Origin of the sequence: Candidatus Phycosocius bacilliformis, assembly GCF_003112735.1 — a bacterium.
Taxonomy (GTDB): Bacteria; Pseudomonadota; Alphaproteobacteria; order Caulobacterales; family Aquidulcibacteraceae; genus Aquidulcibacter; species Aquidulcibacter bacilliformis.
The window spans coordinates 379,634-405,092 of record NZ_BFBR01000002.1 but is presented as its reverse complement, the minus strand read 5'-3'; the positions used below and the strand labels follow the sequence as shown (position 1 = coordinate 405,092).

The window sequence follows — 25,459 nt, the reverse complement described above, 5'->3', positions numbered from 1 at the left end:
TCAGCGCGGCGACGGCGCGAATGCCGTTCGATATGCCGGGTCAAGTTTTTCGGCCCGGCTTGGCAGCTCCGCAGTAATGGCCGCGCGCTGATCAGGGCTAAAGCGCAGCCATTGAGCAATCTCAGGCAAGGTTCGATAACAGCCCAAGCACAGACCTGATTGCGGCTCTACACAGCAAACCTTGATGCACGGCGAGGAAATGGCGGTGGACAAATCAGAAGCCCAATGCTGGCATCAGCGCGACAATTCCGGCCAATGCCCCCAGTTCCGCGGCAACAGCTGTTGCTCCCAACGCGTCACCGGTTTGACCACCTAAATGCTTGCGTGCAGTCAACGCGATCGCCCCCGCACCAAGTATTGTGCCGATCACTGCCCCGACGGCCGGTCCGATCAGGCTCAGTTGGAATGCCAAAACCACACAGACCCCACTGATGATTCCGCCTAAAACGGTTGCTGTGGTGGCCTCTGTCGCAGTGGGCTGGCCGGCTGACGCCGAAATCCCATCATCTGTGGCTGGCTTGAGGAGCGCCATGACATGGACCAGTGCGGTGCGGGCCAAGGTGCCGCTGATAATGAGGCACAAACCAGCCTGCCAAGCGATGCTGATTTCAGCAACCAGGAAGATCTTCAAGATGATTGCCAACAGCAGAGCGACACCACCAAATGTTCCGATCCGGGAATCGCGCATGATGGCAAGCCGTTCGCTGATGGTTTTCCCCCCGCCGACGCCATCAAAGAAGTCTGCGAAGCCATCTTCATGAAAAGCCCCAGTGGTGAGAACTTGGCTCGCCACAGCCAAGGTTGCGGCCAGATGCACGCTGCCATTGAACAGCCACATGGCCAAGCCATATGTCAAAGCCCCAATCAAGCCCGTCACGAGTCCAGCGATGGGGGCGGCTTGGAATGCACGGGTAATGCGTTCCCTCGGGAGGTCTTCAGGCCAGGTCACAGGCAGCCGGGTAAAGAAGATCAGGCAAATCCGGGCATCGTCAATCAGGCGCATGGCGCGACTCATCTTTGGTTTTTATTGGGCGAAACGGGGCGAACTCTTTGTAGCCAAAATGATTGAGATTTCGAGATGTTAAAGCCAACTGGCTGATGGAAGCTGCCACACTGTGGCGCCGAAGTCGCACTGAGTATTGTGGCTGTGCCGCAATGTGTTTCACCGGTGGACATGCTTTATCCCGAGGCCTTGCCGCGCTAAGTCCTTTGCATGCCTCACGATGCTTGTTCTTCCGCGCCCGACCAGCCCGCTCGCACGCCTTTTGATGATATTCGCGCCCTTTTGGTCGATTTACCCGGCCCAGATGAAGCCGCCATCGCCGCGACGGCGCGGCGGGAAAGCCAACTGATCAAGCCGCCCGGAAGTTTGGGTCGCCTTGAGGACATCACAAGTTGGTTGGCTGCTTGGACGGGCAAAAGCCCACCTCAAGTCACCCGCCCGATTATTGCAATTTTTGCCAGTGACCATGGTGTGGCCACGCGCGGCGTGTCTGCTTATCCTCAAGAAGTGACTCGCCAAATGATTGATGCGATGGCAGCAGGGGGGGCGGCCATTTCTGTTCTGGCGCAACAAGCGGGCGCTGGCTTGAAAGTCTATGATTTGGCGGTCGGCAAACCAACCCCCGATATCACCACCGCCGATGCCATGAGTGAGCAGGAGTGTGTGGCCACCATGGCCTATGGCATGGAGGTTCTCGCCGAAGGTACAGATCTCTTGGTGTTGGGTGAAGTCGGCATTGGCAATACAAGTGTGGCAGCAGCCCTCGCATTAGGCTTGTTTGGTGGCAACCCTGCGCAATGGACCGGTCCCGGCACCGGCTTGGAAGGCCGCGCATTGGCGGCCAAACAAGACGTGGTCGCCCAAGCAGTTCAGCGTCTAGACGGGCAGACTGATGATGCCTTGAGCGTCTTGGCGCGCGTGGGCGGGCGGGAATTTGCTGCTATTGCCGGGGCCATTCTGGCCGCCCGCCTGCAACGCATCCCCGTCGTGCTGGATGGCTATATGGTCTGTGTTGCAGCAGCTGTGCTGCATCGTATCAACCCGCGTGCACTGGATCATTGCCTGGTTGGTCATGTATCAAAAGAGCCCGGACACCGTCTTCTGCTCGATCTTCTGGGCAAAAAGCCAGTCCTGGACCTCGGTATGGCGCTGGGTGAGGGGACAGGAGCAGCTTTGGCAGTGCAGATCATCAAGTCAGCTGTTGCCTGTCATTCAGGCATGGCTACCTTTGCTGAAGCTGGTGTGGCAGGGCCTTCCTAATCATGGCCTTTGGGACCAACTACCAACCCGAACCGCGGTTTATTGAGCTCGGACCAGAGTTTGCTGACCCCGTCGAGGCCGCCGACTTTCCTCAACATCGCTTGATCTGGCGGGATCAAGAAGCCGCGCGATCAGTTGGCCTGGATGGCTTGAGCGATGGGGAATGGATTGACCATTTCGGCCGCTTTGTCGTTTTGCCCGGCATGAACCAACCCCCATTGGCGATGCGTTATCATGGCCATCAGTTTCGCACCTATAATCCCCAATTGGGTGATGGCCGTGGCTTTTTGTTTGGCCAGTTGCGCGATGATCAGGGCCGCTTGCTGGACCTTGGTACGAAAGGATCTGGCCAAACGCCTTGGTCGCGGCAAGGCGATGGCCGACTGACCTTGAAAGGCGGGGTGCGCGAGGTGCTGGCCGCACGTATGCTGCAGGCTCAGGGTGTGCGGACATCAAAGGCCTTGAGCTTGATTGAAACAGGCGAGAAATTGATCCGTTCGGACGAGCCTTCACCCACCCGCTCGGCCGTGCTGGTGCGTCTTCAGCACAGTCATGTCCGTTTCGGGACCTTTCAACGCCACGCATTCCTGGACGCGCCAGAACGACTAGAGGCTTTGGTCGATCATTGCATCAGCCTCTATTATCCCCAACTTGGCGGTCTTGAAGGCCCAGAGCGCGTCGCCGCTTTGGTACGCGAAATTGCGCTGGCAACTGCCGAGATGGTCGCAGGCTGGATGGCTGCAGGATTTGTGCATGGCGTCCTCAATACTGACAATATGAATGTCACGGGAGAAAGCTTTGACTATGGCCCTTGGCGCTTTTTGCCGGTGGCCGATGCAAGCTTTACCGCTGCCTATTTCGACCAGACAGGTCTTTACGCCTATGGTCGCCAGCCGGAAGCTGGGTTGTGGAACCTCAAGCAATTGGCCGGGGCGCTGTTGGCGATTGGCGACAGTGACAGCCTAACTGAGGCAATACGGGCCTACCCGCCAGCCTTTGCCGCTGCCCAGCAACGCGCGCTTTTGGCGCGATTGGGCGTGCAGGCGGGGGAAGAAGGTGAAGCGGCCCGCCACATGCTCGATGCCATGTTTGCCTTCATGGCGCGGTCTGGTGTGTCGTGGGATGGCTTCTTCCATGATTGGTTTGGCGGTCTTGTCAGTCAGACCCGCGCCTTGGCTGGCCCACGTGCAGACTTGTATCAGGGCAGCGACTTTACCGAATGGCTGGGATGGCTCGATCGGTTTCCAACAGATCGGCCCGAGCGCTTATCTCACCCCTATTTTGGTCAATCCGACCCAGCAAGCTTGGTGATTGACGACGTTGAAGCCCTGTGGGCACCGATTGCGGAGGCCGATGATTGGAGCCTGTTCTCCCGCAAGCTCGCCGAAATTGATCAACTGGGTGATGCGCTAGGACATTGCCCACCTAAAGCATAACAACCCGGCGATTTAGCCTAAGTGCACGCCATTGTTCTCACGCAGGCGTGATGACAGCCCAACCAGATTGCTCAGCATTTTATGAAGCCAATTAGCCTCTAGGCAAGGCGGCCTTGGCACAATGGCGCTGTTCGGGACGGCGCGGGGGCGCATCATCCACTTCGACCAATTGGCCAGGTGGGAGAGACACACGTGCGCGACCCCTTCACCGCCCTCCTACCTTTGACCCACGGTGCCCCGTTCACCCATGTTCATGTGTTGACCGGTATCGCAGATTTATTCCCGGCCTTGACCAGCAGACTGGGCCTTGTCGCTCCAGGCGGGTTTCGTGCTGACGGGGAGGGGACGGCCTGTGCGATCGCGATTGGCCCCAATCGCATTCTGGTCGAAATGTTTCCAGTTCCACCCTTTTTTGCCGACCCAACAACGATGGAGGTTCATTGTCCGGCTTGGTATGGGCCACGCAGCGGCTATCCTCGGTGCAACGCCCATGTCGTTTTGACTTGCACCAATGATGGTGCGGATACGGCGGCCACTGTTGCAGCGGCGGCGGCTGTCAGCATGGTGGCGGCCAGCATGATGTCGATTGTGCCGGTTGAAGAAGTTATCTGGACCACGGGCCTGGTCAGCACAGAACCCCAAGCCTTCCAACGAATGGCTTTGCGCTTGACCATTCCCGAAGTGCGGGTTGAACACTGGGTGCGTATCAGGATGGAACCACTCACCAACCGGCATGGCCAGAATGAGGGCTGGATTCTCCTGTCTCAAGGGCTAGCGCCATTTCTGGGTCGTGAAATTGAGACAATAGCATGCCGGCTGCCGCCGCAGGAGCTCAAGCGGCTGAGCATTCTGATCATTGAGTATCTGTTGTTGCACAGCCCCCCCTTGGGGGCAGACACCCCGCTCTTTGTTCCAGACCTTGATGAGGTGCGTGCGCATCCAGCACCGCATGGTCGCATAACGCCAGGCCCCGTCTTGCAGATTTGGTTTGCGGCAATGGGGCAGGCAGGCCCGCCTTGGGCCGCAGGTTCGAAGCGGCCAACGATCGGGCAAGACGGGACTGGTTTTGGTAAGCGCGGCCTCAGCCTGCCACAAAACCCAATCTGAACATTGGGTCCATGATCAGACTTTGAACGCCACTTTCCTTTTTCTCAAAACAGTCCATGATCTCCGCTGACCCAAACCATCAGCATGGGAGACTGTGGATGAGCAAGCTGGACAAATCCCGGTGCGATGCCAGCCCGGTTTGGGCGCGGCGGGCGGTTCTAGGTGGATTTGGGGGCGCGCTGATCGCTGGTGGGTTTGATAGCACACTGGCACAAGCGTTGGAGGCCCCGCCTAATCAAGTCGATAGCGTGACCGTGACAGGACAGACCCCGATCGTCACCTTGCAGACATGGGTTGATGTTTATGGTCGCCCCACAGCAGATGTCCGGCTTAACGGTCAAGGACCGTACAAATTTGTGGTCGACACAGGTTCAAACACCTCGGTGCTAAGCCCGCGCGTGGCTGATACCCTGAAACTGCCCGAATTGCCGCGTCGAATGGTCCATGGCGTAACCGGATCGAGCGAAGCCCGCTTTGCCCGCTTGGATCGGATCGAGACGGGGCGCAGCGTGTCTGAAAATCTACGCGTGGCAGTTATGGACGCGCCCGCCCTCGACAAGCTCGATGGGATACTGGGAATGGATATGTTCGACAGTCGCCGCGTGCGCTTTAACTTTACCCGTAAGACGGTTGAGTTGGAGCCAGCAGGCACCCGACGGACCAAGCGCCTGCCGATTACCACCGACATCCGTTTGCGCCACGGCTTATTGATTGAGGCCGATGGCAAGGTGGCCAGTGTCAGGGCCCGCTGCGTGCTAGATACTGGCGGGGACACAACCATCATCAATATGGCTTTGTTGAATGCGTTAAGCGACAGGGCCAGGCGCCGCAGAAGACCGGAAGAGAACCCTGTCATCCTTGGGGTCACCAATCAGCAGCTCAATGGCGTATGGGCCAATATGCCCGAGATCAGCATGCTGGGTGTGGTGGCAAGCCGTTTGACAGTTGTTGCCGCCGATGCCCCCGTCTTTAAGTTATGGGGTCTTGATAGCACGCCCGCGATGCTTGTGGGGATGGATGTCCTGAGCCGGGCCGAGACCTTGGTTGTTGATTACCGCCGCCGTCAGGTTGAACTGCAGTTACTGGCCAGCCTCGTGGGCAGTGATGGGATGGGGAATCGGGGCTAACGCAAGCGACAGGATTGTGCGGTGACAAGATGGATATGCAGGACGTGGTTAGCGGCCCTGGCAATAGCGGGCTGCGCAGCTGTCGTACCAGCCCAAGCCCAATTCAAATCGACCCATGCCGAAGCGCGGGTAGAATATTGGCAGGCCCGCCTCGCCACCATGGAAGCCCAATTGGCCGATCCACGCGGCTTGTCAGATGTAAAGCTCGTTTTTCTGGGCGATTCGATCACCGACTTCTTCCTGATGGGCGAAAATCTGTGGTTTCCAGGCGTGCGAAATGGACGCGCTGTTTGGGATGAGAGTTTTTCAGGTCAGGACCCCGCGCTGAAAGCCCTGAATCTGGGCATATCTGGCGACCGGCTTGAGCATATGCTCTATCGCATAGCGCCGAAGGCGGACGGCGGGCTTGGGCAATTGGACCATGAGACCCTGAAGCCAGACTATGTGATCATATTGGCGGGAATAAATAATTCCTGGGCAAGCGAAAACCCGGCAGATGCCAGTATAGCTGCGGGGGTCATGGCTTTGGTGCGTGCGGTCCATGCCCGCCAGCCCAAGGCCCGAATTATCCTGCAGTCCTTGATGCCAACTCAGGAACAGGCCCGCACGCGCGATATTGTTATCCCGGTCAACCAGTCACTTAAGGCGTTCGCTGAGCTCGACGCGCAAAAGTCCTATCTCACCTATCTTGACCTCTATCCCCATTTCCTCTTGCCCGATAACACGCAAAACCCTGCGCTTTTTTATGACGGCCTGCATCCATCCGAGGCCGGGTACCGAGTATGGCGCGATGTCCTATTGGCGGCCCTTTCAGCAGACCGTGCCCGCCGCGCTGCCCGCTGAGGGGATTTAGCTTGGCGTTCAGGAGGTAAATCGGAAGTGCATGACGTCGCCATCCTTGACGACATAGTCCTTGCCTTCAAGCCGCATTTTGCCAGCTTCCTTGGCTCCGACTTCGCCTTTATGAGCGACATAATCCTCATAGGCGATGGTCTCGGCCCGGATAAAGCCCTTCTCAAAGTCGCCATGGATAACCCCGGCTGATTTAGGCGCAGTCCAGCCCTTATGGATGGTCCAAGCGCGAGCCTCTTTCGGACCAACCGTGAAATAAGTCTGCAGACCCAATAAATCATAGCCCGAGCGGATCAGCTTGTTGAGGCCCGGCTCATCAAGGCCTGCAGCTTCAAGATATTCGGCTGCCTCTTCATCCTCGAGGGCGGCAAGTTCAGCTTCCATCTGGGCACAGATCACCACAGCCGTCGCCTTATGCGCCTTGGCATAGGTTTCCACCCGAGCCGAATACTCGTTGCCAGTGGCCGCAGAGGCTTCATCGACATTGCACACATAGAGGACCGGCTTGGCCGTCAGCAGCTGCAGCATGTCATAGGCCTTTTGGTCTTCCTTGGCCGGGACATAGAGCCGGGCAGGCTTGCCCTCATCCAACAGTTTTTTGGCCTCAAGGCACAATTCCAGCGTCAGCTTGGCGTCCTTGTCGTTTTGCTTGGCCTTTTTTTCCAGATTAGGAATGCGCTTTTCCAGGCTTTCAAGGTCAGCCAGCATGAGCTCGGTTTCAACCGTTTCCAGATCAGCCAGCGGATCGATCCGGCCCTCGACATGGGTAATGTCCTCATCGACAAAACAACGCGTGACATAGGTGATCGCGTCGCATTCGCGGATATTGGCCAGAAACTGATTGCCCAGACCTTCGCCCTTTGAGGCACCCCGCACCAGACCAGCAATATCGACGAAATTCATTCGCGCTGGAATGATCTCTTTCGACCCAGCAATGGCAGCAAGGGCGGTCAGGCGCGGCTCCGGCACTGCCACTTCGCCCACATTGGGTTCAATCGTGCAGAACGGATAATTGGCAGCCTGAGCAGCAGCTGTTTTGGTCAGGGCGTTGAACAGGGTGGACTTGCCAACATTGGGCAGGCCCACGATGCCGCATTTGAATCCCATGGGAGGTCTTTCATCTCTGTGATTGCGCGCTGGATCACCGCGCGGAAAAAGCGTGCCGTCTCATAGACACATTGTTGGCCAAAAGCATCCGTCAATGGCAGGGCTCAAGCCACGGCAAAGGTCCGCCACTTGCGCGCATCGGCTTGAAAATGGCGAGGCACGCGCGACAGGCGAACATCCATCTCCTGCAACTCGCGCGTGGCATCCACATCCCGGCCCATCTGGCGCAAAAAGCGGATGTAGCGGGCGTGGGCTTCAAGCGACGGGATGCGCGGTGCAGCAAAGGCATAGGCCTCATCGGCCTCTTCGACTTGCCCCGTTGCTTCGGCCGCTCGGGCAAAGACCAGCGCCTCTGCTGGCCCTTCATGGCCGAGGTCGCGCAATTGATTGATACGATCGAGGGCTTCCTGGTGGCGACCAAGTTCAACCAAGGCCCTCGCATGGCCGAGAAGGGCAGCCGAATCATCGACAAATTGGCCTTCAAGGCAGCCGCGGTACAGCGTTTCCGCATTGGAAAAATCACCCATGTCGAGGCTTGCCTGTGCAAGCCGCAAGCGGTTACCGACCGTGGGGGTCAGGTCAAACGCCTCTTGAGCTGCCCGCAATTCGCGCGTTGGATCGACGGCCTTGATGACTTTTTGCTCGGCCTTGCGCACTGATTGAATGATGCCGGTATTGGGCAGGATTTCAAGAACCACATAAATAAGCGATCCAATGCCGGGGGCGAGTAAGATCAGGAATATCCAAAACGTGGGCCGCCCCGTCCGGATCACATGGATGATCAGCGTCACTTGAATAAGCAGGGACAAAATCAGAATTGGCATGGTGAAATACCTTCATGTCTCTCCCAGAAATTCATACGGGGCTCACGTGTCATCTGCAAGTCGGGCCAAAACGCGCCCATGTGGACTCAGTCCATCGCCTGCACGTTGTTATCCGGCATCATTTGACCCACCGCGCAACCAGGCTGGCACGGGTGGGGGCGGGGCCAAGGTGGAGACTTTGGTCTGGAAGGCGTCGTGCTTATCTTCCAGCAATAAGGGCGTGGTGCGGGCAACGGCATCGCACAGATTTTCCACCCATGTCATTTCAGAGCTCGAAAAATCATCGAGCACATGGCTCAACATTTTTTCCCGGCCCGGGTGGCCAACCCCCAAGCGGACCCGCTTAAAGCCTGCCCCAGACTGGGAAACGATTGAGCGCAAGCCATTATGGCCAGCGGTGCCGCCCCCCACTTTCACCCGACAGCGACCGGGGGTGAGCTCGACCTCGTCATAATAGACGATGACTTTGGTCAAGGGGATTTTGTGGAAGGTCATGAAGCCGCCCACACAACGCCCGCTCTCGTTCATGAAGGTTTGAGGCTTGACCAGAATGATCTTTTGCGGGCCGGCTTCTGTGTCAATCACACCTTCACGGGCCAAGCCTTGCAACCGGCTGCGTTCAGCCCCGAAATTGTACTGGCGCGCGATCTCATCGACCGCCATGAAGCCGATATTGTGCCGGTTCCGCGCATATTTGCTACCCGGATTGCCGAGCCCCACCAGGAGAAACATGCCAACACCCCGTCCTTCAACAAATAAGCCCCGGACACTGCCGGGGCTCTTGTGTTCTGTCTGTGCAAGCAAGCCTGGTCAAGCCAGGCCGCAGATCAGGCTTCGTCGCCTGCCTCATCCTGCTTGCCGCCGCGGCCAATAATGGTCGCCACGGTGAAGTCGCGGTCGCGCACCGTTGGGCGGGCACCGTCTGGCATGCGCACGGCCGAAATGTGGATCACATCGCCAATGTCGCGGCCAGCCAAGTCAATCACCAGTTCTTCTGGGATCTTGCCAGCGGGCACATCCAAAGCCACCGTGTGCTCAACCACATTGAGCGTGCCGCCCTTTTTGATGCCGGGGCAGGTGTCTTGGTTCAGGAAGTGCACAGGCACATCCACCGAGATCACTGAGCTTTCGTCCACACGATAGAGGTCGAAGTGGACTGGCATGTCGGTGATGGGATCCCATTGCACATCGCGGGGGATCACAGGCTGGCTTTCGCCGCTGTGATGCAGGTCCACCATGTGAGCCAGGAATTTGCCCGAGCGGATGGCTTTCAGCAATTCCTTGCTTGAAGCAGCAATGGCCACAGGGCCCTTGTTGCCACCATAGAGGATGCCGGGGACAAAGCCTTCGCGGCGGGTCTGGCGGGCGCCACCCGTACCTGTGCGTTCGCGCACTTCTACATTGATCACGATGCCGGTCATCCCCGGTCTCCGTTCCTTGATGTGTAATTAAGTGCGCCGCCAGCGCAGGGCAGGCGGCGCACGAGATGTCATGAACGCGCGGCTATAGGGTAAAGCGGCTCAGAACTCAACAGGGGCTGGCAGCATTGTGCAGGCCGTCTTCTGAGAACCGACACGCGGCACACCATTAAGACCTATTTGCGCAAGATCACGCGCATGGATTCATAGCCTTTCACAAACGAGGAGCGGATGCGGGTAGGTTCTGACACCACTTGGATATCGGAATAGCGCTTCAACGCCTCTTCCCACACAATGCGCAATTGCATTTCCGCCAGCCTGTTGCCCACGCAGCGGTGAATGCCAAAGCCGAAAGAGAGGTGGTTGCGCGCGCGTGGACGGTCGATCCAGAAGTCATTGGGCCGTTCGATGACCTCTTCGTCCCGGTTGCCCGATACATACCACATCACCACTTTGTCGCCCTTTTTGATCAGCTTGCCGCCCAATTCAACGTCTTCCAGAGCGGTGCGGCGCATGTGGGCCAGGGGCGTCTGCCAGCGGATGATTTCAGACACCATATTGGGGATGATTGATGGATCTGCCCGCAGTTTCTTGAACTCTTCGGGGTTTTTCGACAGGGCATAAAGCCCGCCAGTCAGTGAATTGCGGGTGGTATCATTGCCCCCCACGATCAAGAGGATCAGATTCCCCAGATATTCGAGAGGCTCCATATTGCGGGTGGCCTCGCCATGGGCAAGCATGGAAATCAAATCATTGCCCCCGCTGTTATTGACCCGCTCGTTCCACAAATTGGTGAAATAGGCGAGGCATTCAAACAATTCGGCACGGCGTTGGTCTTCGGTTTCAATAATGCCGCCGGGGATAGGTTGGGCGGTGGCGACATCCGACCAACGGGTTAGCTTGCGGCGGTCTTCCCACGGAAAATCAAACAGAGTTGCCAGCATTTGGGTGGTCAGTTCCACCGAGACCTTGTCGACCCAATCAAATTCCGTATCGAGAGGCAATTCGTCGAAGATGAGATTGACCCGTTCGCGGATTGTACCTTCCATCTTCGCCAAATTGTCTGGGCCAACGATAGGCTGGACGACTTTGCGCTGGGCGTCATGCTTGGGTGGGTCCATGGCGATAAACATGGGCAAGATGAAGTCTTCATCAAAACCCACAATCGTGATGCCGCCCAGAAATGCGTCAGATGAGAATTGTTGGTGGTTGGTATCGACCGCCATAATGTCCTTATAGCGTGTTACGGACCAATAGCCGCCGACCTTTTCTTCCTGGCTAACGCACCAATGGATCGGGTCTTCTTTGCGCAGGCGCTCAAAATAGGGCCAGTGGCAATCATGGGTCCATAGTTCAGGAATGGCGAGATCGATCTCTTCAATGGGGATCGACCAAGCCCGCCGCGCATGATGTTCTTGCACGGACTTGAACTCAGCGGGGTTGAAATTGCCGTCGGCCATGGTGAATCTCCCAATATTGAGCTTATCGCAATGCGTGCTCGTCACCCGCATGGGGCCACAGTTTCTGCCATTTGTCACCCCCTGACGCAGGCGTCATGTTTGAAAAAAGTGACGTGGTCTGGGACTTTGCGCAGTTGGCTTGCCATAGATTGGCGATGTGGAAAGTCAGACACTTTCACCGTCTGGTCATTGCAAAATCTCCCCAAGCTTTTAGCCTCACGACGCGTCGCAACAGCCTGTCTGCGACATGTATGATGATTGACCGGCCGATTCTCATGGATCTGACCCTTGCCTTGATGCGGGCGACATTCAAGCTTGATCAAGTCCAAGATGATGGACTGACAACGGTTGGAACCGGCTGGCTGGTTACGATGCCAGCCGCTACTGCAGGCCATGCCCCCCAATTTGCGCTGGTCACCGCCGGGCATGTGCTCGATCGCATGGCCAAACCACACATGATGATACACTGGCGGCGGGAAGATGGGACAGGGCGATGGCACCGTGAGCCGGCACCGCTGCAAATCCGGAATGATGATGCGTCGCCTCTGTGGGTGCGCCATCCGGAGCGTGACATTGCTGCCATCGCCCTTCATCCGCCGGACCCAGTGCGCGATTGGGCAGTCGGCTTTGACCATCTCGCAGATGAGGCGAGCTTTCAGGCCCATGATGTGCAACCCGGGGACGAAATGCTGGTCTTGGGTTATCCGCGAGGTCTATCGGCCAATGAGATTGGCTTCCCGATCCTGCGCTCTGGCCGGGTGGCGAGCTATCCATTATGGCCGAGCGCAGATTTTCCCAGTTTTCTGATGGACTTTGCGGTTTTTGCGGGCAATTCCGGTGGGCCGGTCTATTTGATTGACGCCTTACGCAAGAAGCCGGGCGGCGATGGCAAGCCGCAGGCCGCTTTTGTCGCTGGTCTCTTGGCTCAGCAAGTGGTGATGACCGATGAACGCCTTGAAATCGGTATTGTCCTGCACGCCAGCTTCATCCGCCAATGCTTGCGTCTGCTCGCCGCCCGCCAAGCCGAAGTCTAACCTGCCGGATCATCCTTGGCCTTGAAAACCAGCACGACGCCATTGATGCACCAGCGCTGACCTGTTGGCGCTGGTCCATCAGGGAAGACGTGTCCTTGATGGGCACCACATGTGGCGCAATGACATTCGGTGCGCGGATACAAAAGCTTCCAGTCGGTCTTGGTGCCCACCGCTTCGGCGCTTATTGGGCGAACAAAGCTGGGCCAGCCGGTCCCCGAGTCAAACTTGTCGGCACTGGACCACAAAGGCGAGCCACATCCCACGCAATGAAAGATACCCTCACGCTTTTCATGATTAAGTGGCGAGGTAAACGCCCGCTCTGTACCCTCCTGACGGGCAACCTGAAACTGGGCCGGGGTCAGGATATTGCGCCATTCGGCCTCGGTTTTTTGAACATTGAAGCGATCGGACTTGGCCATATTACTCTCCTGTGAGCTTGTTTACGCATCAAACGCCATCGCGGTTTCACGGCTGAGACAGTGCCAATCACGACCTAAGAGTTCGAACCATGGCTTTGCCGAAGCGGGCATGCACCGAATCGAGCGCGCGTTCGAGGGCAGCGCGACGTGGGGCAGACTGATTAAGCAGATCGCCCTGATCGGCCCCTTCGAGCGGGCCTAAATCGGAGACACCCACACCCATCAGCCGGAATGGGCCGCGCTTGAGTTCTTGCAACAACAAAGGCCGCAGGGCGTCCAACATGACATAACCCGTCGCGGTGGGCTCGCTTAATGTCAGGCGACGCGTAATGGTCTGGAATCCCGCTGTCTTGAGCTTGAGGGTCAGCACCCGCCCGGCATGACCCTTGCCTCGACAGATTGCCCCCAGTTTTGCACACAGGCTTTGCAGCAGCGGCTCAAGGTCTTCCCTTGAAACGAGATCATGGTGGAATGTCGTCTCGGTTGAGATGGATTTGCGTTCTGTTTCTGGCTCTACGCGTCTTGTGTCGGTTCCATGCGCCATATTGAACAGACGAAGGCCGCCATCGCCATAGCGCCGGATCAGATCCTCTTTACCAACAGCTGCCAGATCACCCACGCACTGAAACCCATCCCGATTGAGTGCCTTGACAAAGGCCGGACCAACCCCGTGCAAAAAGCCCACAGAGCGAGGCCAGATCAGCGTGGGTACATCCTCTGGTGCCAGAATGGCAAAACCACGCGGCTTATCCAGATCGCTCGCTGTTTTGGCCAGAAACTTGTTGCACGACAGACCCACAGAGACCGTCAAGCCGTGATCGGCCTCTATCCGCGATTGAAAGCGGGCCAAGGTTTCAGCCGCGGACCCGTGGTGCATTTTCTCAGTGCCAGACAGATCGAGATAGGCCTCGTCGATCGAGACGGCCTCAACCAAAGGGGTTAGGGCCTGCATGGCTTGGCGAATGGCTTTGCCTTCTTTGGCATAAAGGCTCATCTGGGGTGCGATAACCACCGCCTCGGGGCAGAGTTTCAAAGCCTTAAACATCGGCATCGCCGATCGGACACCCGAAGCCCGCGCCAAATAGCAGCAGGTTGCCACCACACCTCGCTTGCCGCCCCCCACAATCACGGCCTTATCGCGCAATTCTGGCTGATCACGCTTGTGGATTGCCGCGAAGAATGCGTCGCAATCAATATGGGCGATGGTGAATTCGCTCAGACCAGCATGGCTGACAACCCGCCGCCCGCCACAGGCCTGACAGCGTCCATTATCCGGGCCAACCTGAGTCTCCCAGTGAGAAAAGCAATCGCGGCATAGACTTGGCAAGGCTCGATTAACCCCCATGCGATACAAGCACAGTTCAAGCTTGGGGTCACTCCAGGCAAAAACGATTGGAGCGGAGTATGGCGGCGTCCGTCGCAACTCATGGAGCAGCACAGCCTCTAGGAGCAGGCCAGCCTTTGGCTGAGCCCAAGGCCCAGAAGACTGTGATGATTGTTGAGGACAATGAACTCAACATGCGGCTGTTTCGTGACCTGTTGACTGCGTTTGGCTACCGGACGGTTGAAACCCGCGACGGCCTGATGGCGCTGGATCTTGCGCGAGCCGAAAAGCCCGACTTGATCTTGATGGATATCCAATTGCCCGAAGTCTCTGGCCTCGACATTACACGTTGGATGAAGGCCGATGACGAATTGGCCAGCATTCCCATCATTGCCGTGACGGCTTTTGCCATGCGCGGCGATGAGGAGCGTTTCCGTGAAGGCGGCTGTCAGGACTATTTGTCTAAGCCGATCTCGGTGGCCACATTCATCGGTGCTGTGCGCAAGTTCATAGGGTAATCAGATGAGTGCGCGCGTTCTTGTTGTTGACGATGTGGAGCCCAACGTCCGGCTGCTCGAAGCCAAGCTTCAGCACGAATATTATACCGTCATCACCTCTAACTCTGGTGAAGATGCGATTGCCAAAGCCAATCGCGACAATCCCGACGTCATTCTTCTGGATGTGATGATGCCCGGCCTAGACGGGTTTGAAACCTGTCGTCGCCTCAAAGAAGACCCTGCGACCCGCCATATCCCCGTGGTGATGGTAACCGCACTCGACCAGCGCGAAGACCGCGTCAAGGGCCTGGCCGTCGGGGCGGATGACTTTTTGTCCAAGCCGATTGACGATGTGACCTTATTTGCACGTGTGAAGTCACTGGCCCGTTTCAAGGCGGTTGCGGATGAATTGCGCCTGCGCGAGGCTGCTGGTCGCCGCATGGGTGTGATTGAGGGCGGTTCCAGCCGAGAGCTTGGCCTTAATGCGCGTATCTTGATTGTTGAGGATGACCCGCGCCGCGCAGCGCGACTCAAGCGGACATTGGAAGTTGAACAGCGCCCGATGCTGATGCAAGATTCCAACGCACTGGGGCCGATGGGGCAATCTACTGTTGAACTGATGATTATCTCCGCCTCGGGGACATCGTTTGATGGTTTGCGGTTAGCGGCCCATGTTCGCGGACAGGAAAGCACACGCAGTCTGCCCATCTTGGCGATCTGCGAACCGGAAGAAAAAATCAAAGCCCTGCGGGCACTTGAGGTCGGGGTCAATGACTTCATTTATCGCCCGATTGATGATGATGAATTGCTGGCCCGGACCCGCACCCTCATCAAGCGCAAACGTCATATTGATCAATTGCGTTTGACCGTGGATTCCAGCATGGAATTGGCGGTGACCGACCAGCTCACAGGGCTGCATAATCGCCGCTATATGGAAACCCAGCTGAAGGCCCTATTGGCCCGGTCTTCTCGTGGGGGGCCGCCCGTCTCGGTGCTGATTGCCGACATTGACCATTTCAAGCGTGTCAATGACTTGTTTGGCCATGATGCCGGCGACAATGTGATCCGCGAGTTTGCCGCCCGGCTGGCGTCCAATTTCCGGCCCCGCGATCTTGCCTGTCGCTTCGGTGGGGAAGAGTTTGTGGTGATCATGCCGGAGACCAATGCCAATGATGCCAATATGATTGCCGAACGGCTGCGTCAGTCGATTGAAGAGGCCGCGTTCTTTATCGGTGCGTCGCGCGATGCGCTGGATGTCACCTGTTCGGTCGGCGTGGCCGTGGCCAATTCCGCCGAGCTTGATTATGAAACGCTTCTCAAGCGCGCTGATGAAGCCCTTTATGTTGCCAAGCGCAGTGGGCGGAATAAGGTTGTGTCGCAGGCGGCTTAAGAAACCCTTCTGGCCAAGCCCAACATATGAACTGAGGTCCCCGCTCTTCGCTTTGGCGGGGATGAGCTGTCGTTAGAAAAACATTTTGTCTGGAAGTGCTTTGGTGCCCAATCTGGTCACCAAACCGCAACCTCAATTGTTCTTGCGACACCTGGGTAGTCAAGTGCGCAGCTTTGCTGCGTCGCGGTGCGATCGGTTTTCAAAGAAAACCGACACTTGACGACCCAGATGTCGCGCTCAAACTCGCTAAGCCGTTTTGGTGAAACACAGGTTTCACCAAACGGTTCTAAGTAGAAAAGCCAAACCCACCACGCTGTCATCCCGGACGGCGCAGCCGATCCGGGACCTTTTATCGCACGTGCGCAATGAGATCCCCGCTCTTCGCTTCGCTCCGGCAGGGATGACAAAAGCCTTTGTCAAAAATGTAATGTTGTCCGATCTGGTCCCCAAATCAGGCGCTCTGTATCGCTGATCTTTTGGCATTATATGGCTTTAGCCACACAGGTGGATAAGGACAGTGCCTAATTCCGTCGTGGACCGCCCGCGGAGGTGGGCAAGTTGGGGTCAGAGCCAGGCAATTGTACCGGGGCGCGACCGATCGAGCCGAAGATCTGTTCTAGGAATGTGACCTCGCGGCCCCGGGTCGGGGTGCGACGATTGTCATAGGCAATCACGCGACCATCGGCGAGGGTGTATTTACGCTGTGAAGCCACTTTGTCGCTGTCATCAAAAGAGATTGCCATGATGGTACGCTCAGTTGTGCGAGGCTTGTAAAAGGCGGTCTGTTTTTGAATGGCGGAGATATAATACCATGTCTGCTCATCAAATGTGCCAGTTTGAGATGGATTGCCCATCCGACTTAACACGGTTTCCTTGGTATCAACCCCGTCTTGAAATGGGGCTTGCTGGCTTTCATCAGCCAAGAACCCGCGACGATCCACCACCCCTGTACAGGCTCCCAACAGGCACACGCTGGCCATCAGAACAATTGCGATCGGGGAAAAGGGGCGCTTTTGGGTCATCTTGGCCTTCACTCAAGCTAGGGGACAGGTCCATAACGGGAAACTGGCAACAAAATAAGGCAGGATCGCCGCAAAATGTTGCCCTATCACGCTTTGGGCTGCAGAAGCTGCTGCACCTGATACCAAAAATATGGCATGGCGCGCAGCCCTTGCCTTGACCTAACCCGGCACCATGTCAGGTTCAAGCCCAAGGTTCACGCGGGAGGTTGGTGACAGAAAAGGGGCGGCGTGGCTGAGGTCTCTGGCCTGCGCTCCTTGGTGTCTGATTGGTCCCCGCCGAGAGGGGACGATGACCGTTCGATATCTAACCGCCCGCTCATTATCCGATAGACAGGACTAAGATGTTTTCTCTCTCCCGCCTCTTTCGCAAAAAGCCGATCAAACAAGCGGCGCGCGCGCTTTATGATCAGGTCACGATTGCTGCCCGCGATCCAGCCTTTTATGGCCCTGGTAAAGTGGCCGATAGCCCCGACGGCCGGTTTGAGATGCTGACTTTGCACACCGCGGTTTTGTTTGCCCGCTTGTCCAAGCGCGGTGATCAGGCTGATGAAACAGCTCAAGAGGTCTTCAACATCCTGTTTTCGGCGCTCGACCATGCATTGAGGGAGCTGGGGGTCGGGGATTTGTCAGTGGGCAAGCGAATCAGAAAATTGGCTGAAAGCTTCTATGGCAGGATGGCTGTCTATCATGAGGCCTTAAACCTTGCCGGGCCCGATGGCATGGCGGTGCTGAGCGAGGCAATCTGGGTTCATGTGCTTGAAAAAGCCCCCGCTGGGGAGGCATTGGCTGCAACCTTGGCTTCACGCGTCCGTGATTGGGCGCTTGACCTGCGTGCGCTTGACGACGAAACTATCCTGAGCGGGTCCATGCCGCTGCCACGCTGAGACTGCCAAGGCTCAGGGTCTTACAGCGCAGGATGTTTTGTGCAACTTTCCCTTAAGTCAGCTTAAACATGCAGGCAGCGTTCTGGGCCAGACTGGAATCAATGGCCAGCATATTCGGCCAGATCCCAAGACCAGAATCGTGTGACTCACGCGTCGGTTGCGGCCAATCTGGGTGTGATGCATGTGGGGCGAGCGAGAGGTCAGGGGAGAGTTTATGACTAAAGGCTTGAAGCTGTCGATAGATGCCATGGGTGGGGATCATGCACCAGATGCCATCCTGAAAGGGGTGGATCTTTTTGCGCATGAGAATCCAGACGCGCGGTTCATTCTGCACGGCGATCAGGCAGTTCTAGACCACCTTCTGGCGGGGCTTCCTGATGCGACAAATGCCAGCGAAATCCGCCATACGACCGATATCGTCCCCATGGATGCCAAGCCCAGTCAAGCCATGCGCAAGCGGGGCACGAGCATGTGGAATGCGATTGCTTCGGTAAAGGACGGGGAAGCAGCGGCCTGCGTCTCCGCCGGCAATACGGGAGCCTTGATGGCTGTCGCGCATTTACAATTGCGCACAATGGAAGGTCTGCACCGGCCGGCAATCACCGCCTCTTGGCCAACACCCAAAGGCCATTGTGTGGTGCTGGACATCGGAGCCAATGTCGATTCAGATCCCGATCAATTGGTTGACTTCGCCATTATGGGAGAGGCCTTTGCCAAAGCCCTGTTTGGTTTGGAACGACCCCGCATCGGCCTTTTGAACGTGGGTTCAGAAGAGGTCAAAGGCCATGATGATATTCGCGAAGCCATGCGGCTTTTGCGTCTGTATGGTGCAACGCTGGGCATGGATGTCCATGGCTTTGTCGAAGGCAACGACATTTCGATGGGCACAACAGATGTGGTGGTCACTGATGGCTTTACCGGCAATATCGCGCTGAAAACCGCCGAAGGGGCAGCCCGCCTTGTGGCGGCTTTCTTGAAAGAGGCGTTGACCTCTAGTCCCCTGGCCATGGCCGGCGCTTTTCTGGCCTCTTCTGGTCTTAGGCAATTAAAGGCCCGCATGGATCCCAGCAATTCAAATGGCGGGGTGTTTTTGGGGCTCAATGGTCTTGTCATCAAGTCGCATGGTGGCACCGATGCGCGCGGCTTTGCCAATGCGATTGCGGTCGGGGCGCGCCTTGCGTCGAGTTCCTATATGCAAGAAGTCGCTGATAATCTGTTGCGCTTGCGCGACGTGCGTACCCAAGCCCAAGCAACAGCAGCGGCGACAGGAGGTGCGGGGGAGGCCACGCCAGAGTCGGACGTGGCCAGCATGGGGCAGGCAGCCCAGTGACCCAGTCGACCGACCAGCTGATCATGCCCCCCATGCCATGGCGCTCTGTCTTTTTGGGCAGCGGTGCGATGACGCCGTCCCGCATTGTCACCAATGTCGAGCTTGAAACAATGATGGATACCAGCGACGCTTGGATCCAAGAGCGCACTGGCATTGCACAGCGCGCCATTGCCGGCCCGCTGGAGACCACCGCCAGTTTGGGTGCAGAAGCAGCCCGACGCGCCTTGGCCAATGCAAGTGTCAGTCCAGATGCCATTGATCTGATCATCTGCGCGACCGCCACACCTGATCGGACATTTCCCGCCACAGCCGCACTCATCCAAGCCGACCTTGGTATCCCGGTGGCAATAGCCTTTGACGTTCAAGCAGTCTGCTCGGGATTCGTTTATGCCATGAGCGTGGCAGACGCCATGCTGGCCAGTGGCCAGGCCAAAACCGCTTTGGTGATTGGGGCTGAGACCTTTTCACGTATTCTTGACTGGTCTGACCGCACCACGGCCGTTTTGTTCGGAGACGGGGCTGGCGCGATGGTATTGGGAGCGGTCGCCAGCGCGCAAGCGGGATCGCGCGGGGTTTTGGCCCATGCCTTGCGTGCAGATGGTCGGCAGGCCGATTTGCTCTATGTCGATGGCGGCCCATCCCAGGGGGGCCGCATCGGCAAGCTGAAGATGCAGGGTCAGGCGGTTTTCCGTCATGCGGTTGGAAATATTTCTGAAGCAATTTCAGCATGTTGTGAAAAGGCTGGTGTGAAGGTTTCAGATATTGATTGGTTTGTGCCCCATCAAGCCAATCGTCGAATTCTTGACGGCGTTGCGCGGCGTATGGGACTGGACGACCATAAGGTGGTCACGACAGTGCATCAGCATGGCAATACATCGGCAGCTTCGGTGCCCTTGGCATTTGAAGTTGCCCGCCAGGATGGGCGCATTTGCGACGGCGATCTGGTGCTTCTGGAAGCCATGGGCGGCGGCTTTACATGGGGTGCCTCGCTGATACGGTTATAAGGGGCTGGACGTATTGTAAAATCGGGGCTTAATAGTCCGGTATCCGAAGCAAAGACACGCGGGAAAGATCGCATAACAACCGCGCAGCTTGCAGTCATAAGGGGGCTAAGACGTGGGTAAGACATTAACGCGCGCGGACTTGATTGATGCGCTGGGGCGCGAAGTCGGTTTGTCACGCAATGATTGTTCCGATTTGCTTGAGTCCATGTTGGAGCATTTGGCCAAGACCTTGGAAAAGGGGCAGTTGGTCAAACTCGCCCGATTTGGCAATTTCAGTGTACGATCCAAACGGCCCCGAATCGGGCGAAACCCGAAGACGGGTGTTGAGGCGACGATTTCGGCGCGTCGGGTTGTAAGTTTCAAGGCTTCCCAAATCATGCGGGAGCGGGTTGAAAAAGGCTGAGGAATTTGGCGGCTGGCATTGAAAAAGGTGAGCAGGCTTTTCGGACGATTACCGAAGCGGCCGAACTCCTCGACGTGCCTGCCCATGTGCTTCGATTCTGGGAAGGCAAATTTCCCCAATTGCGGCCGCTGAAGCGGGCTGGCGGGCGTCGGCATTATCGGCCCGAAGATATGGCCTTGCTGCGCGGTATCCGGGCCTTGCTGCAGGAAGATGGCTATCAGCTGAAAGGCGTGCAGAAAGTCCTCAAAGAACAAGGTGTGGCTCATGTGCGCGCTCGTGGTGGCGGGGTTGGTGCATCAAGTCCCGCGCCCATCTTGGTCGGCATTGGTGCGGATCGGGACCGACTGGCATTGGGGGCTGCGGCGCGCGGTCCGGTCTTCCCATTATCGGATAAGGCCGAAGACGATGAGTCCATCGCCGAGGGCAGTCGGCCAGAAGCCAGCACGCCGGTCAATCCAGTCTTGGATCGGGCACGCTTACAAGCAGCCTTAACGCGGCTTGAGCGCGCTGACGCGCTCTTGGCTGCTGCCCAAGCCGGCAGCCGACGCTGATTAGCCCATTGTGAAGAAGACACCCAATGACACAGATTGCTCCTGCGCGATTTGACGACATTGCCGCGATTGTTGGCTTGATGCAGCGCGCTTATCGCGGCGAAGAAAGCAAAAAGGGCTGGACGTCGGAGGCGGACCTGATCGATGGCGACCGCACAACACCGGAGGATATTGGCAAAGTTCTGGCCAATCCTAACCACCATTTTCTGGTCGCTCGAGACGCGGCGGGACAGATTATTGGCTGCGCAGACATTGAATGGCTGGATGATCCAGCCAGGTCGTGCAGTTTTGGTAAGTTCGCTGTCGAGCCAAGCTTGCAAGGCAGTGGCTTGGGTAAGCAATTGATGCAGGCAGCTGAGGCTGCCGCTGTCGCGGTGTTCGGGGCCCATCGCATGACCATGACCGTGATTGAGGGGCGCGCTGAGTTGGTCGCCTTTTATCAGCGTCGGGGTTATCGGGCCACGGGCAGCGCCGTCTCGATGGCCGATATTCACCATGATCCCAGCATGACGCGTGGTCACAATCTGATCCTGCTTGAATATGACAAATCCCTCCAAACGAAATGGGCCTAAGCATCGTGCCGAAAAGTGGGAACCGGTTTTCGGCGCAAACGATGCGAGAATAAGAGAACAAAGCATCGTGCCGAAAAGTGGGGACCTCTCTGCGCTTTTTCGGTGTGAGATCCCGGATCGGCTTCGCCGTCCGGGATGACAGCGCGGTGGGTTTGGCTTTTCTACTTGGAACCGTTTGGTGAAACCTGTGTTTCACCAAAGCGGATGGTCGAGTTTGAGCGCGACAACTGGGTCGTCAAGTGCGCAGCTTTGCTGCGTAGCGGTGCGATCGGTTTTCACAGAAAACCGACACTTGACCACCCAGTTGTCGCAAGAACAATTGAGGTTGCGGTTTGGTGGACCATGGGGATCACCAAAGCGCTTCCAGACAAAAATCTTCTCTAAACGATGTCATCCCCGCCGGAGCGATAGCGAAGAGCGGGGACCTCCAAGCGCATGTGCACCACAAGATCCCGGATCGGCTTCGCCGTCCGGGATGACAGCCGATTATATGTTTTGCACCAAAGTGCTTCTCAGTCTGAAACCAACACCCCCACCCCCGCTTGAACGTCAAAGCGGGTTCACATCTACAGTAAGGTGATCATCGGTACTGGCCAGCGGCGCGGCGGGGGTAAGGGCGGGGGTCGGTTTCGGCTCTTCTGGGTGATCTGAAAGCCCATCGCATCGAAGGTGGCGCTGATTTCATGACCACGACGGGCCATGATGCGGGGTCGCGCTTCAGGGGCGAGCATGGGGCCGGGTCTGCGGCGGGCGAGAGAGAAGGCCAAGCGTTTGGCCTTGGCTTGGGGGTCGGTGGCGATGGCCTGCAGCAGGTCCAAGCGCCGCAACCAGTGGCCGATGGGCACAGGGGCGGGGGCAAAGTAAAAGGGCCGCACTTGGCCTGTGATGGCCCTGTCCAGCGCCTCAAACCGCTGCGCGAGCATGTCCGGATGGGGCAGAGACAGTTCCGGAAACACCCGAAAACCTGGGCTAGATACCCGCACTTTGCGCGCCTTCTTGCGGCGCAGGTTTTCAACCTGCGGCTTGGCGACCAATTCATGCTCCAGATCAAGCGCCATCAGGATCAATATCCGGCGCAAGAAGGCCTCAAGCGCGCGCACCCCCGCCCGCAAACGTGCGGCCACTGCCTTGCGCACAAAGTGTGGCCGTTCCCACAAATTGTCCTTTGCCAAGACATGGCTATGCAGCTGCAAGGCCAGGGACAGCACAAAGGCAAAGGGGGCAAGCGAGAAGGCCATGACACTATCATGGCTGGGATGTTGTGCTGTGGGATAGATTGGAACGATCTCCCCCCACCCACCTCGCTGTCATCCCGGACGGCGATAGCCAATCCGGGACCTTGTGGCGCACGTGCGCGAGGGGGTCCCCGCTCTGCGCTTCGCTCCGGCGGGGATGACATCGTTTAGAGTTGGTTGCATTTATAAGTGGGTGTCATCCCGGACGGCGAAGCCGATCCGGGACCTTGTGCCGCAAAAGCGCAGAGTGGTCCCCGCTCTCCGCTTCGCTCCGGCGGGGATGACATTGTTAAAAAAGTTAAATTATACATAGCGGTGTCATCCCGGACGGCGGTAGCCGATCCGGGACCTTGTGGCGCAAAAGCGCGCGGGCGGCCTTGGGTGGGGCGGGTTTAGGTGAGAAATATCTGACAACAGCGATTGCCGCGCGACGTCTTGGCGTCTATAGCCACGCCCTCGCACCCGATGAGGGTTGCGGCACGGTCGGAGCGTAGCGCAGCTTGGTAGCGCACTTGTCTGGGGGACAAGGGGTCGTGGGTTCAAATCCCGCCGCTCCGACCATTTATTGCCCCGCCAACACCATCGTCATTACCCCGCGCATCAAGGGCAGGTCGCAGCTCAGCTGCGCTTGCGGATGGCTGCTGCCTCAGGTGGCTTTTCAGCGGCGGCTTCATCGGGATCAGGCCGACGCATCCAGACATAAACCGGATAGAGTGGGATAACCCATGCCAAGCCTGCCACCGCAAAATAAGCGATTTGGGCGTACCAAGGCTTGTCGGCGAACAGGCCGCCAACAGAGGCTGCAAAGAAGGAATAGACAAACAGCACCACCACAGTGAGTGTGATACCAATGGCCCGCCGATGTGTCGCTCTCACGTTCAACTCCCTTGATTGGGCTTGCCTCTAGCCTGTAAGCAGGCCGCGGCGCAAACCACGTCGATGTGAGCGGCAGAAACAATCTTGCCGCCGTGGGCTGCCCCTCTATGTCTTGCCTATCTAGGACGCCTGCCAGTCATGACCACCGCTTTGTCTGCCTCCTTTTTACGCGATCAACTCAGCCCGTCTGATCGGATTCAGCGCGGCAAGGATGTCCGGGTTGGCATTTGGCTGTTGTTCATCGCCTTTTTGGTTCTGTGCATGGTGATTGTGGGCGGGGCCACACGGCTGACCGATTCTGGCCTGTCGATCACCCATTGGTCGCCCATTCATGGGGCGATCCCGCCGTTGACTGCCGAACAATGGCAGCAGGAATTTGATCTCTACAAGCAAATTCCCGAATATCAGCTGCAGAACAAAGGCATGAGTCTGGGCGAGTTTCAGTTCATTTTCTGGTGGGAATGGGCCCATCGCCTGTTGGGACGGCTGGTCGGACTGGCTTTTGCACTGCCCCTGATCATTTTTGCGCTGACCCGCCATCTGCGCCCTGGCATGACGCCTTGGCTGGTTGCTATGCTGGGTTTGGGCGGCCTTCAGGGCTTTATTGGCTGGTGGATGGTCAGTTCCGGTCTCTCAGGGGATCGGCTGGATGTGGCCGCCTATCGGCTGGCCACCCATTTGTCGATGGCCTTCATTTTGATGAGCCTCGCTTTGTGGACTGCGCTTGATCATCTCTCACCCAAGCGGCCCAATCAAGGCGACCGCCAGATCGTGCCATGGGCGATTGGTTTTGGGGTTTTCCTGGGCTTTCAAATCGTGCTTGGGGCCTTTGTGGCCGGCACGGATGCAGGCCTTGCCTATAATGACTGGCCAACTTTTGCCGGGGGGCTTTTCCCGAAAGATTATGCGGCCTTGAGCCCGATTTGGCGTAATTTTGTTGAAAATACCGCCACCATTCAGTTCAACCATCGGCTCGGTGCCTATGGCGTAGGCCTATTTGCGCTATTGGTCTGGTTGCGCACCCGCCGCTCAAAAGAAGCAAGTGTGGCCGCTTGGGGGCATGTGGTGGCCGTGTTGGTGCTGTGCCAAATCGGACTGGGGATTGCCACCCTCACTGGCTTTGGCATCTGGGCACCGCCCCAGATTGAGGGCGTGATGCTGGGGATTGCGCACCAAGGGCTTGGGGCGATCTTGTTTGCCAGCGCCATGATGCTGATCCGCGCGAGTTTGGTCAGCAAGCCAGCATCCCTCAAACTTGCAGTCTAGCATAGGCCCTGTGCGCGATTAGCCTAGCTTTGCGACCTCGGGCGCGCTAACCCGCTTG

27 protein-coding genes and 1 tRNA gene are annotated in these 25,459 nt (G+C 57.5%); 16 read left to right on the top strand and 12 right to left on the bottom strand.

Features of this window, described 5'->3' with window-relative positions; genetic code table 11:
• Both PbB2_RS05235 and PbB2_RS05230 read right to left on the bottom strand, forming a co-directional pair.
• Positions 1 to 213 carry a DUF1289 domain-containing protein gene (locus tag PbB2_RS05235; RefSeq protein ID WP_108984221.1) on the bottom strand — a complete coding sequence of 71 codons (213 nt, stop codon included), beginning with the start codon at positions 211 to 213 and terminating at the stop codon, positions 1 to 3.
• A gap of 1 nt (position 214) precedes the next feature.
• Positions 215 to 1,003, bottom strand: coding sequence for an adenosylcobinamide-GDP ribazoletransferase (locus PbB2_RS05230; RefSeq protein ID WP_238164862.1), 789 nt, complete (start codon positions 1,001 to 1,003; stop codon positions 215 to 217).
• Positions 1,004 to 1,213: 210 nt separating this feature from the next.
• Here PbB2_RS05230 and cobT point away from each other — a divergent pair, with 210 nt between their 5' ends.
• From cobT to PbB2_RS05205, 5 genes are all read left to right on the top strand, one after another.
• Positions 1,214 to 2,263 carry a nicotinate-nucleotide--dimethylbenzimidazole phosphoribosyltransferase gene (gene cobT / locus PbB2_RS05225; protein ID WP_108984219.1) on the top strand — a complete coding sequence of 350 codons (1,050 nt, stop codon included), beginning with the start codon at positions 1,214 to 1,216 and terminating at the stop codon, positions 2,261 to 2,263.
• Positions 2,264 to 2,265: 2 nt separating this feature from the next.
• Positions 2,266 to 3,699, top strand: a complete 1,434-nt coding sequence (locus tag PbB2_RS05220) for a protein adenylyltransferase SelO (RefSeq protein ID WP_108984218.1) — start codon at positions 2,266 to 2,268, stop codon at positions 3,697 to 3,699.
• A 192-nt stretch (positions 3,700 to 3,891) separates the two neighbouring features.
• Positions 3,892 to 4,806 (top strand): hypothetical protein, encoded by a 915-nt coding sequence (locus PbB2_RS05215; protein WP_108984217.1) that lies wholly within the window; start codon positions 3,892 to 3,894, stop codon positions 4,804 to 4,806.
• A gap of 98 nt (positions 4,807 to 4,904) precedes the next feature.
• Entirely contained in the window at positions 4,905 to 5,933 is a 1,029-nt protein-coding gene (locus PbB2_RS05210) for a retropepsin-like aspartic protease (protein WP_192576178.1), read from the top strand.
• Positions 5,934 to 5,954: 21 nt separating this feature from the next.
• Positions 5,955 to 6,776 carry a GDSL-type esterase/lipase family protein gene (locus tag PbB2_RS05205; RefSeq protein ID WP_133245723.1) on the top strand — a complete coding sequence of 274 codons (822 nt, stop codon included), beginning with the start codon at positions 5,955 to 5,957 and terminating at the stop codon, positions 6,774 to 6,776.
• A gap of 18 nt (positions 6,777 to 6,794) precedes the next feature.
• Here PbB2_RS05205 and ychF read toward each other — a convergent pair whose 3' ends face one another.
• From ychF to PbB2_RS05180, 5 genes are all read right to left on the bottom strand, one after another.
• Positions 6,795 to 7,892 (bottom strand): redox-regulated ATPase YchF, encoded by a 1,098-nt coding sequence (ychF, locus tag PbB2_RS05200; protein ID WP_108984214.1) that lies wholly within the window; start codon positions 7,890 to 7,892, stop codon positions 6,795 to 6,797.
• Positions 7,893 to 7,996: 104 nt separating this feature from the next.
• Positions 7,997 to 8,716, bottom strand: a complete 720-nt coding sequence (locus tag PbB2_RS05195) for a hypothetical protein (RefSeq protein WP_108984213.1) — start codon at positions 8,714 to 8,716, stop codon at positions 7,997 to 7,999.
• 108 nt (positions 8,717 to 8,824) lie between these two features.
• Positions 8,825 to 9,448: an aminoacyl-tRNA hydrolase gene (gene pth, locus PbB2_RS05190; RefSeq protein WP_108984212.1), complete on the bottom strand. Its 624-nt coding sequence runs from the start codon at positions 9,446 to 9,448 to the stop codon at positions 8,825 to 8,827.
• Between the two features lie 95 nt (positions 9,449 to 9,543).
• Positions 9,544 to 10,137, bottom strand: a complete 594-nt coding sequence (locus tag PbB2_RS05185; protein WP_108984211.1) for a 50S ribosomal protein L25/general stress protein Ctc — start codon at positions 10,135 to 10,137, stop codon at positions 9,544 to 9,546.
• Positions 10,138 to 10,310: 173 nt separating this feature from the next.
• Positions 10,311 to 11,594: a cytochrome P450 gene (locus PbB2_RS05180; RefSeq protein WP_108984210.1), complete on the bottom strand. Its 1,284-nt coding sequence runs from the start codon at positions 11,592 to 11,594 to the stop codon at positions 10,311 to 10,313.
• Positions 11,595 to 11,869: 275 nt separating this feature from the next.
• On the opposite strand from PbB2_RS05180, the gene PbB2_RS05175 reads away from it, so the two are divergent.
• Positions 11,870 to 12,628, top strand: a complete 759-nt coding sequence (locus tag PbB2_RS05175) for a S1 family peptidase (RefSeq protein WP_238164861.1) — start codon at positions 11,870 to 11,872, stop codon at positions 12,626 to 12,628.
• Here the strand turns inward: PbB2_RS05175 and msrB are convergent.
• Together msrB and PbB2_RS05165 are read right to left on the bottom strand one after the other, a co-directional pair.
• Positions 12,625 to 13,047, bottom strand: coding sequence for a peptide-methionine (R)-S-oxide reductase MsrB (gene msrB / locus PbB2_RS05170; RefSeq protein ID WP_108984209.1), 423 nt, complete (start codon positions 13,045 to 13,047; stop codon positions 12,625 to 12,627). The genes PbB2_RS05175 and msrB overlap by 4 nt on opposite strands.
• Positions 13,048 to 13,114: 67 nt before the next feature.
• Positions 13,115 to 14,392 (bottom strand): DNA polymerase IV, encoded by a 1,278-nt coding sequence (locus tag PbB2_RS05165; protein ID WP_108984208.1) that lies wholly within the window; start codon positions 14,390 to 14,392, stop codon positions 13,115 to 13,117.
• A gap of 146 nt (positions 14,393 to 14,538) precedes the next feature.
• On the opposite strand from PbB2_RS05165, the gene PbB2_RS05160 reads away from it, so the two are divergent.
• Together PbB2_RS05160 and PbB2_RS05155 are read left to right on the top strand one after the other, a co-directional pair.
• Positions 14,539 to 14,889, top strand: a complete 351-nt coding sequence (locus PbB2_RS05160; RefSeq protein WP_238164873.1) for a response regulator — start codon at positions 14,539 to 14,541, stop codon at positions 14,887 to 14,889.
• A 4-nt stretch (positions 14,890 to 14,893) separates the two neighbouring features.
• Positions 14,894 to 16,258 (top strand): PleD family two-component system response regulator, encoded by a 1,365-nt coding sequence (locus tag PbB2_RS05155; protein WP_108984206.1) that lies wholly within the window; start codon positions 14,894 to 14,896, stop codon positions 16,256 to 16,258.
• A gap of 521 nt (positions 16,259 to 16,779) precedes the next feature.
• Here PbB2_RS05155 and PbB2_RS05150 read toward each other — a convergent pair.
• The gene (locus tag PbB2_RS05150; RefSeq protein WP_108984205.1) at positions 16,780 to 17,280 is read right to left on the bottom strand and encodes an outer membrane protein assembly factor BamE; all 501 of its coding nucleotides are present in this window, start codon (positions 17,278 to 17,280) and stop codon (positions 16,780 to 16,782) included.
• Between the two features lie 341 nt (positions 17,281 to 17,621).
• On the opposite strand from PbB2_RS05150, the gene PbB2_RS05145 reads away from it, so the two are divergent.
• From PbB2_RS05145 to PbB2_RS05120, 6 genes are all read left to right on the top strand, one after another.
• Positions 17,622 to 18,164 (top strand): ubiquinol-cytochrome C chaperone family protein, encoded by a 543-nt coding sequence (locus PbB2_RS05145; protein WP_108984204.1) that lies wholly within the window; start codon positions 17,622 to 17,624, stop codon positions 18,162 to 18,164.
• Positions 18,165 to 18,378: 214 nt separating this feature from the next.
• On the top strand, positions 18,379 to 19,494 hold the full coding sequence (gene plsX, locus PbB2_RS05140) for a phosphate acyltransferase PlsX (RefSeq protein ID WP_108984203.1): 1,116 nt from the start codon (positions 18,379 to 18,381) through the stop codon (positions 19,492 to 19,494).
• 32 nt (positions 19,495 to 19,526) lie between these two features.
• The gene (locus PbB2_RS05135; protein ID WP_108984317.1) at positions 19,527 to 20,498 is read left to right on the top strand and encodes a beta-ketoacyl-ACP synthase III; all 972 of its coding nucleotides are present in this window, start codon (positions 19,527 to 19,529) and stop codon (positions 20,496 to 20,498) included.
• 112 nt (positions 20,499 to 20,610) lie between these two features.
• Positions 20,611 to 20,901 (top strand): integration host factor subunit alpha, encoded by a 291-nt coding sequence (locus PbB2_RS05130; protein WP_108984202.1) that lies wholly within the window; start codon positions 20,611 to 20,613, stop codon positions 20,899 to 20,901.
• Between the two features lie 5 nt (positions 20,902 to 20,906).
• Positions 20,907 to 21,452, top strand: coding sequence for a MerR family transcriptional regulator (locus PbB2_RS05125; RefSeq protein WP_238164859.1), 546 nt, complete (start codon positions 20,907 to 20,909; stop codon positions 21,450 to 21,452).
• Positions 21,453 to 21,478: 26 nt separating this feature from the next.
• Positions 21,479 to 22,024, top strand: coding sequence for a GNAT family N-acetyltransferase (locus tag PbB2_RS05120; RefSeq protein WP_108984201.1), 546 nt, complete (start codon positions 21,479 to 21,481; stop codon positions 22,022 to 22,024).
• A gap of 566 nt (positions 22,025 to 22,590) precedes the next feature.
• On the opposite strand, the gene PbB2_RS05110 is transcribed toward PbB2_RS05120, so the two are convergent.
• Positions 22,591 to 23,262: a hypothetical protein gene (locus PbB2_RS05110; RefSeq protein ID WP_108984199.1), complete on the bottom strand. Its 672-nt coding sequence runs from the start codon at positions 23,260 to 23,262 to the stop codon at positions 22,591 to 22,593.
• 481 nt (positions 23,263 to 23,743) lie between these two features.
• Here PbB2_RS05110 and PbB2_RS05105 point away from each other — a divergent pair.
• Positions 23,744 to 23,820, top strand: a tRNA-Pro gene (locus PbB2_RS05105).
• 57 nt (positions 23,821 to 23,877) lie between these two features.
• Here the strand turns inward: PbB2_RS05105 and PbB2_RS05100 are convergent.
• Positions 23,878 to 24,135 (bottom strand): DUF2842 domain-containing protein, encoded by a 258-nt coding sequence (locus tag PbB2_RS05100; RefSeq protein ID WP_192576175.1) that lies wholly within the window; start codon positions 24,133 to 24,135, stop codon positions 23,878 to 23,880.
• Between the two features lie 138 nt (positions 24,136 to 24,273).
• Between PbB2_RS05100 and PbB2_RS05095 the strand changes: the two genes are divergently transcribed.
• The gene (locus PbB2_RS05095) at positions 24,274 to 25,401 is read left to right on the top strand and encodes a COX15/CtaA family protein (RefSeq protein ID WP_108984197.1); all 1,128 of its coding nucleotides are present in this window, start codon (positions 24,274 to 24,276) and stop codon (positions 25,399 to 25,401) included.
• Positions 25,402 to 25,459 lie beyond the last annotated feature (58 nt).

Excerpts from the sequence above, each read along its gene's own strand:
- PbB2_RS05135 (WP_108984317.1), top strand. The coding sequence starts at position 19,527 with ATGCCATGGCGCTCTGTCTTTTTGGGCAGCGGTGCGATGACGCCGTCC.
- pth (WP_108984212.1), bottom strand. The coding sequence starts at position 9,448 with ATGTTTCTCCTGGTGGGGCTCGGCAATCCGGGTAGCAAATATGCGCGG.
- PbB2_RS05150 (WP_108984205.1), bottom strand. The coding sequence starts at position 17,280 with ATGACCCAAAAGCGCCCCTTTTCCCCGATCGCAATTGTTCTGATGGCC.
- msrB (WP_108984209.1), bottom strand. The coding sequence starts at position 13,047 with ATGGCCAAGTCCGATCGCTTCAATGTTCAAAAAACCGAGGCCGAATGG.
- PbB2_RS05155 (WP_108984206.1), top strand. The coding sequence starts at position 14,894 with ATGAGTGCGCGCGTTCTTGTTGTTGACGATGTGGAGCCCAACGTCCGG.
- PbB2_RS05120 (WP_108984201.1), top strand. The coding sequence starts at position 21,479 with ATGACACAGATTGCTCCTGCGCGATTTGACGACATTGCCGCGATTGTT.
- PbB2_RS05110 (WP_108984199.1), bottom strand. The coding sequence starts at position 23,262 with ATGGCCTTCTCGCTTGCCCCCTTTGCCTTTGTGCTGTCCCTGGCCTTG.
- PbB2_RS05160 (WP_238164873.1), top strand. The coding sequence starts at position 14,539 with ATGATTGTTGAGGACAATGAACTCAACATGCGGCTGTTTCGTGACCTG.
- PbB2_RS05175 (WP_238164861.1), top strand. The coding sequence starts at position 11,870 with ATGGATCTGACCCTTGCCTTGATGCGGGCGACATTCAAGCTTGATCAA.
- PbB2_RS05180 (WP_108984210.1), bottom strand. The coding sequence starts at position 11,594 with ATGGCCGACGGCAATTTCAACCCCGCTGAGTTCAAGTCCGTGCAAGAA.
- plsX (WP_108984203.1), top strand. The coding sequence starts at position 18,379 with ATGACTAAAGGCTTGAAGCTGTCGATAGATGCCATGGGTGGGGATCAT.
- PbB2_RS05195 (WP_108984213.1), bottom strand. The coding sequence starts at position 8,716 with ATGCCAATTCTGATTTTGTCCCTGCTTATTCAAGTGACGCTGATCATC.
- PbB2_RS05165 (WP_108984208.1), bottom strand. The coding sequence starts at position 14,392 with ATGGGGGTTAATCGAGCCTTGCCAAGTCTATGCCGCGATTGCTTTTCT.
- PbB2_RS05095 (WP_108984197.1), top strand. The coding sequence starts at position 24,274 with ATGACCACCGCTTTGTCTGCCTCCTTTTTACGCGATCAACTCAGCCCG.
- ychF (WP_108984214.1), bottom strand. The coding sequence starts at position 7,892 with ATGGGATTCAAATGCGGCATCGTGGGCCTGCCCAATGTTGGCAAGTCC.
- cobT (WP_108984219.1), top strand. The coding sequence starts at position 1,214 with ATGCCTCACGATGCTTGTTCTTCCGCGCCCGACCAGCCCGCTCGCACG.
- PbB2_RS05145 (WP_108984204.1), top strand. The coding sequence starts at position 17,622 with ATGTTTTCTCTCTCCCGCCTCTTTCGCAAAAAGCCGATCAAACAAGCG.
- PbB2_RS05185 (WP_108984211.1), bottom strand. The coding sequence starts at position 10,137 with ATGACCGGCATCGTGATCAATGTAGAAGTGCGCGAACGCACAGGTACG.
- PbB2_RS05220 (WP_108984218.1), top strand. The coding sequence starts at position 2,266 with ATGGCCTTTGGGACCAACTACCAACCCGAACCGCGGTTTATTGAGCTC.
- PbB2_RS05230 (WP_238164862.1), bottom strand. The coding sequence starts at position 1,003 with ATGCGCCTGATTGACGATGCCCGGATTTGCCTGATCTTCTTTACCCGG.
- PbB2_RS05210 (WP_192576178.1), top strand. The coding sequence starts at position 4,905 with ATGAGCAAGCTGGACAAATCCCGGTGCGATGCCAGCCCGGTTTGGGCG.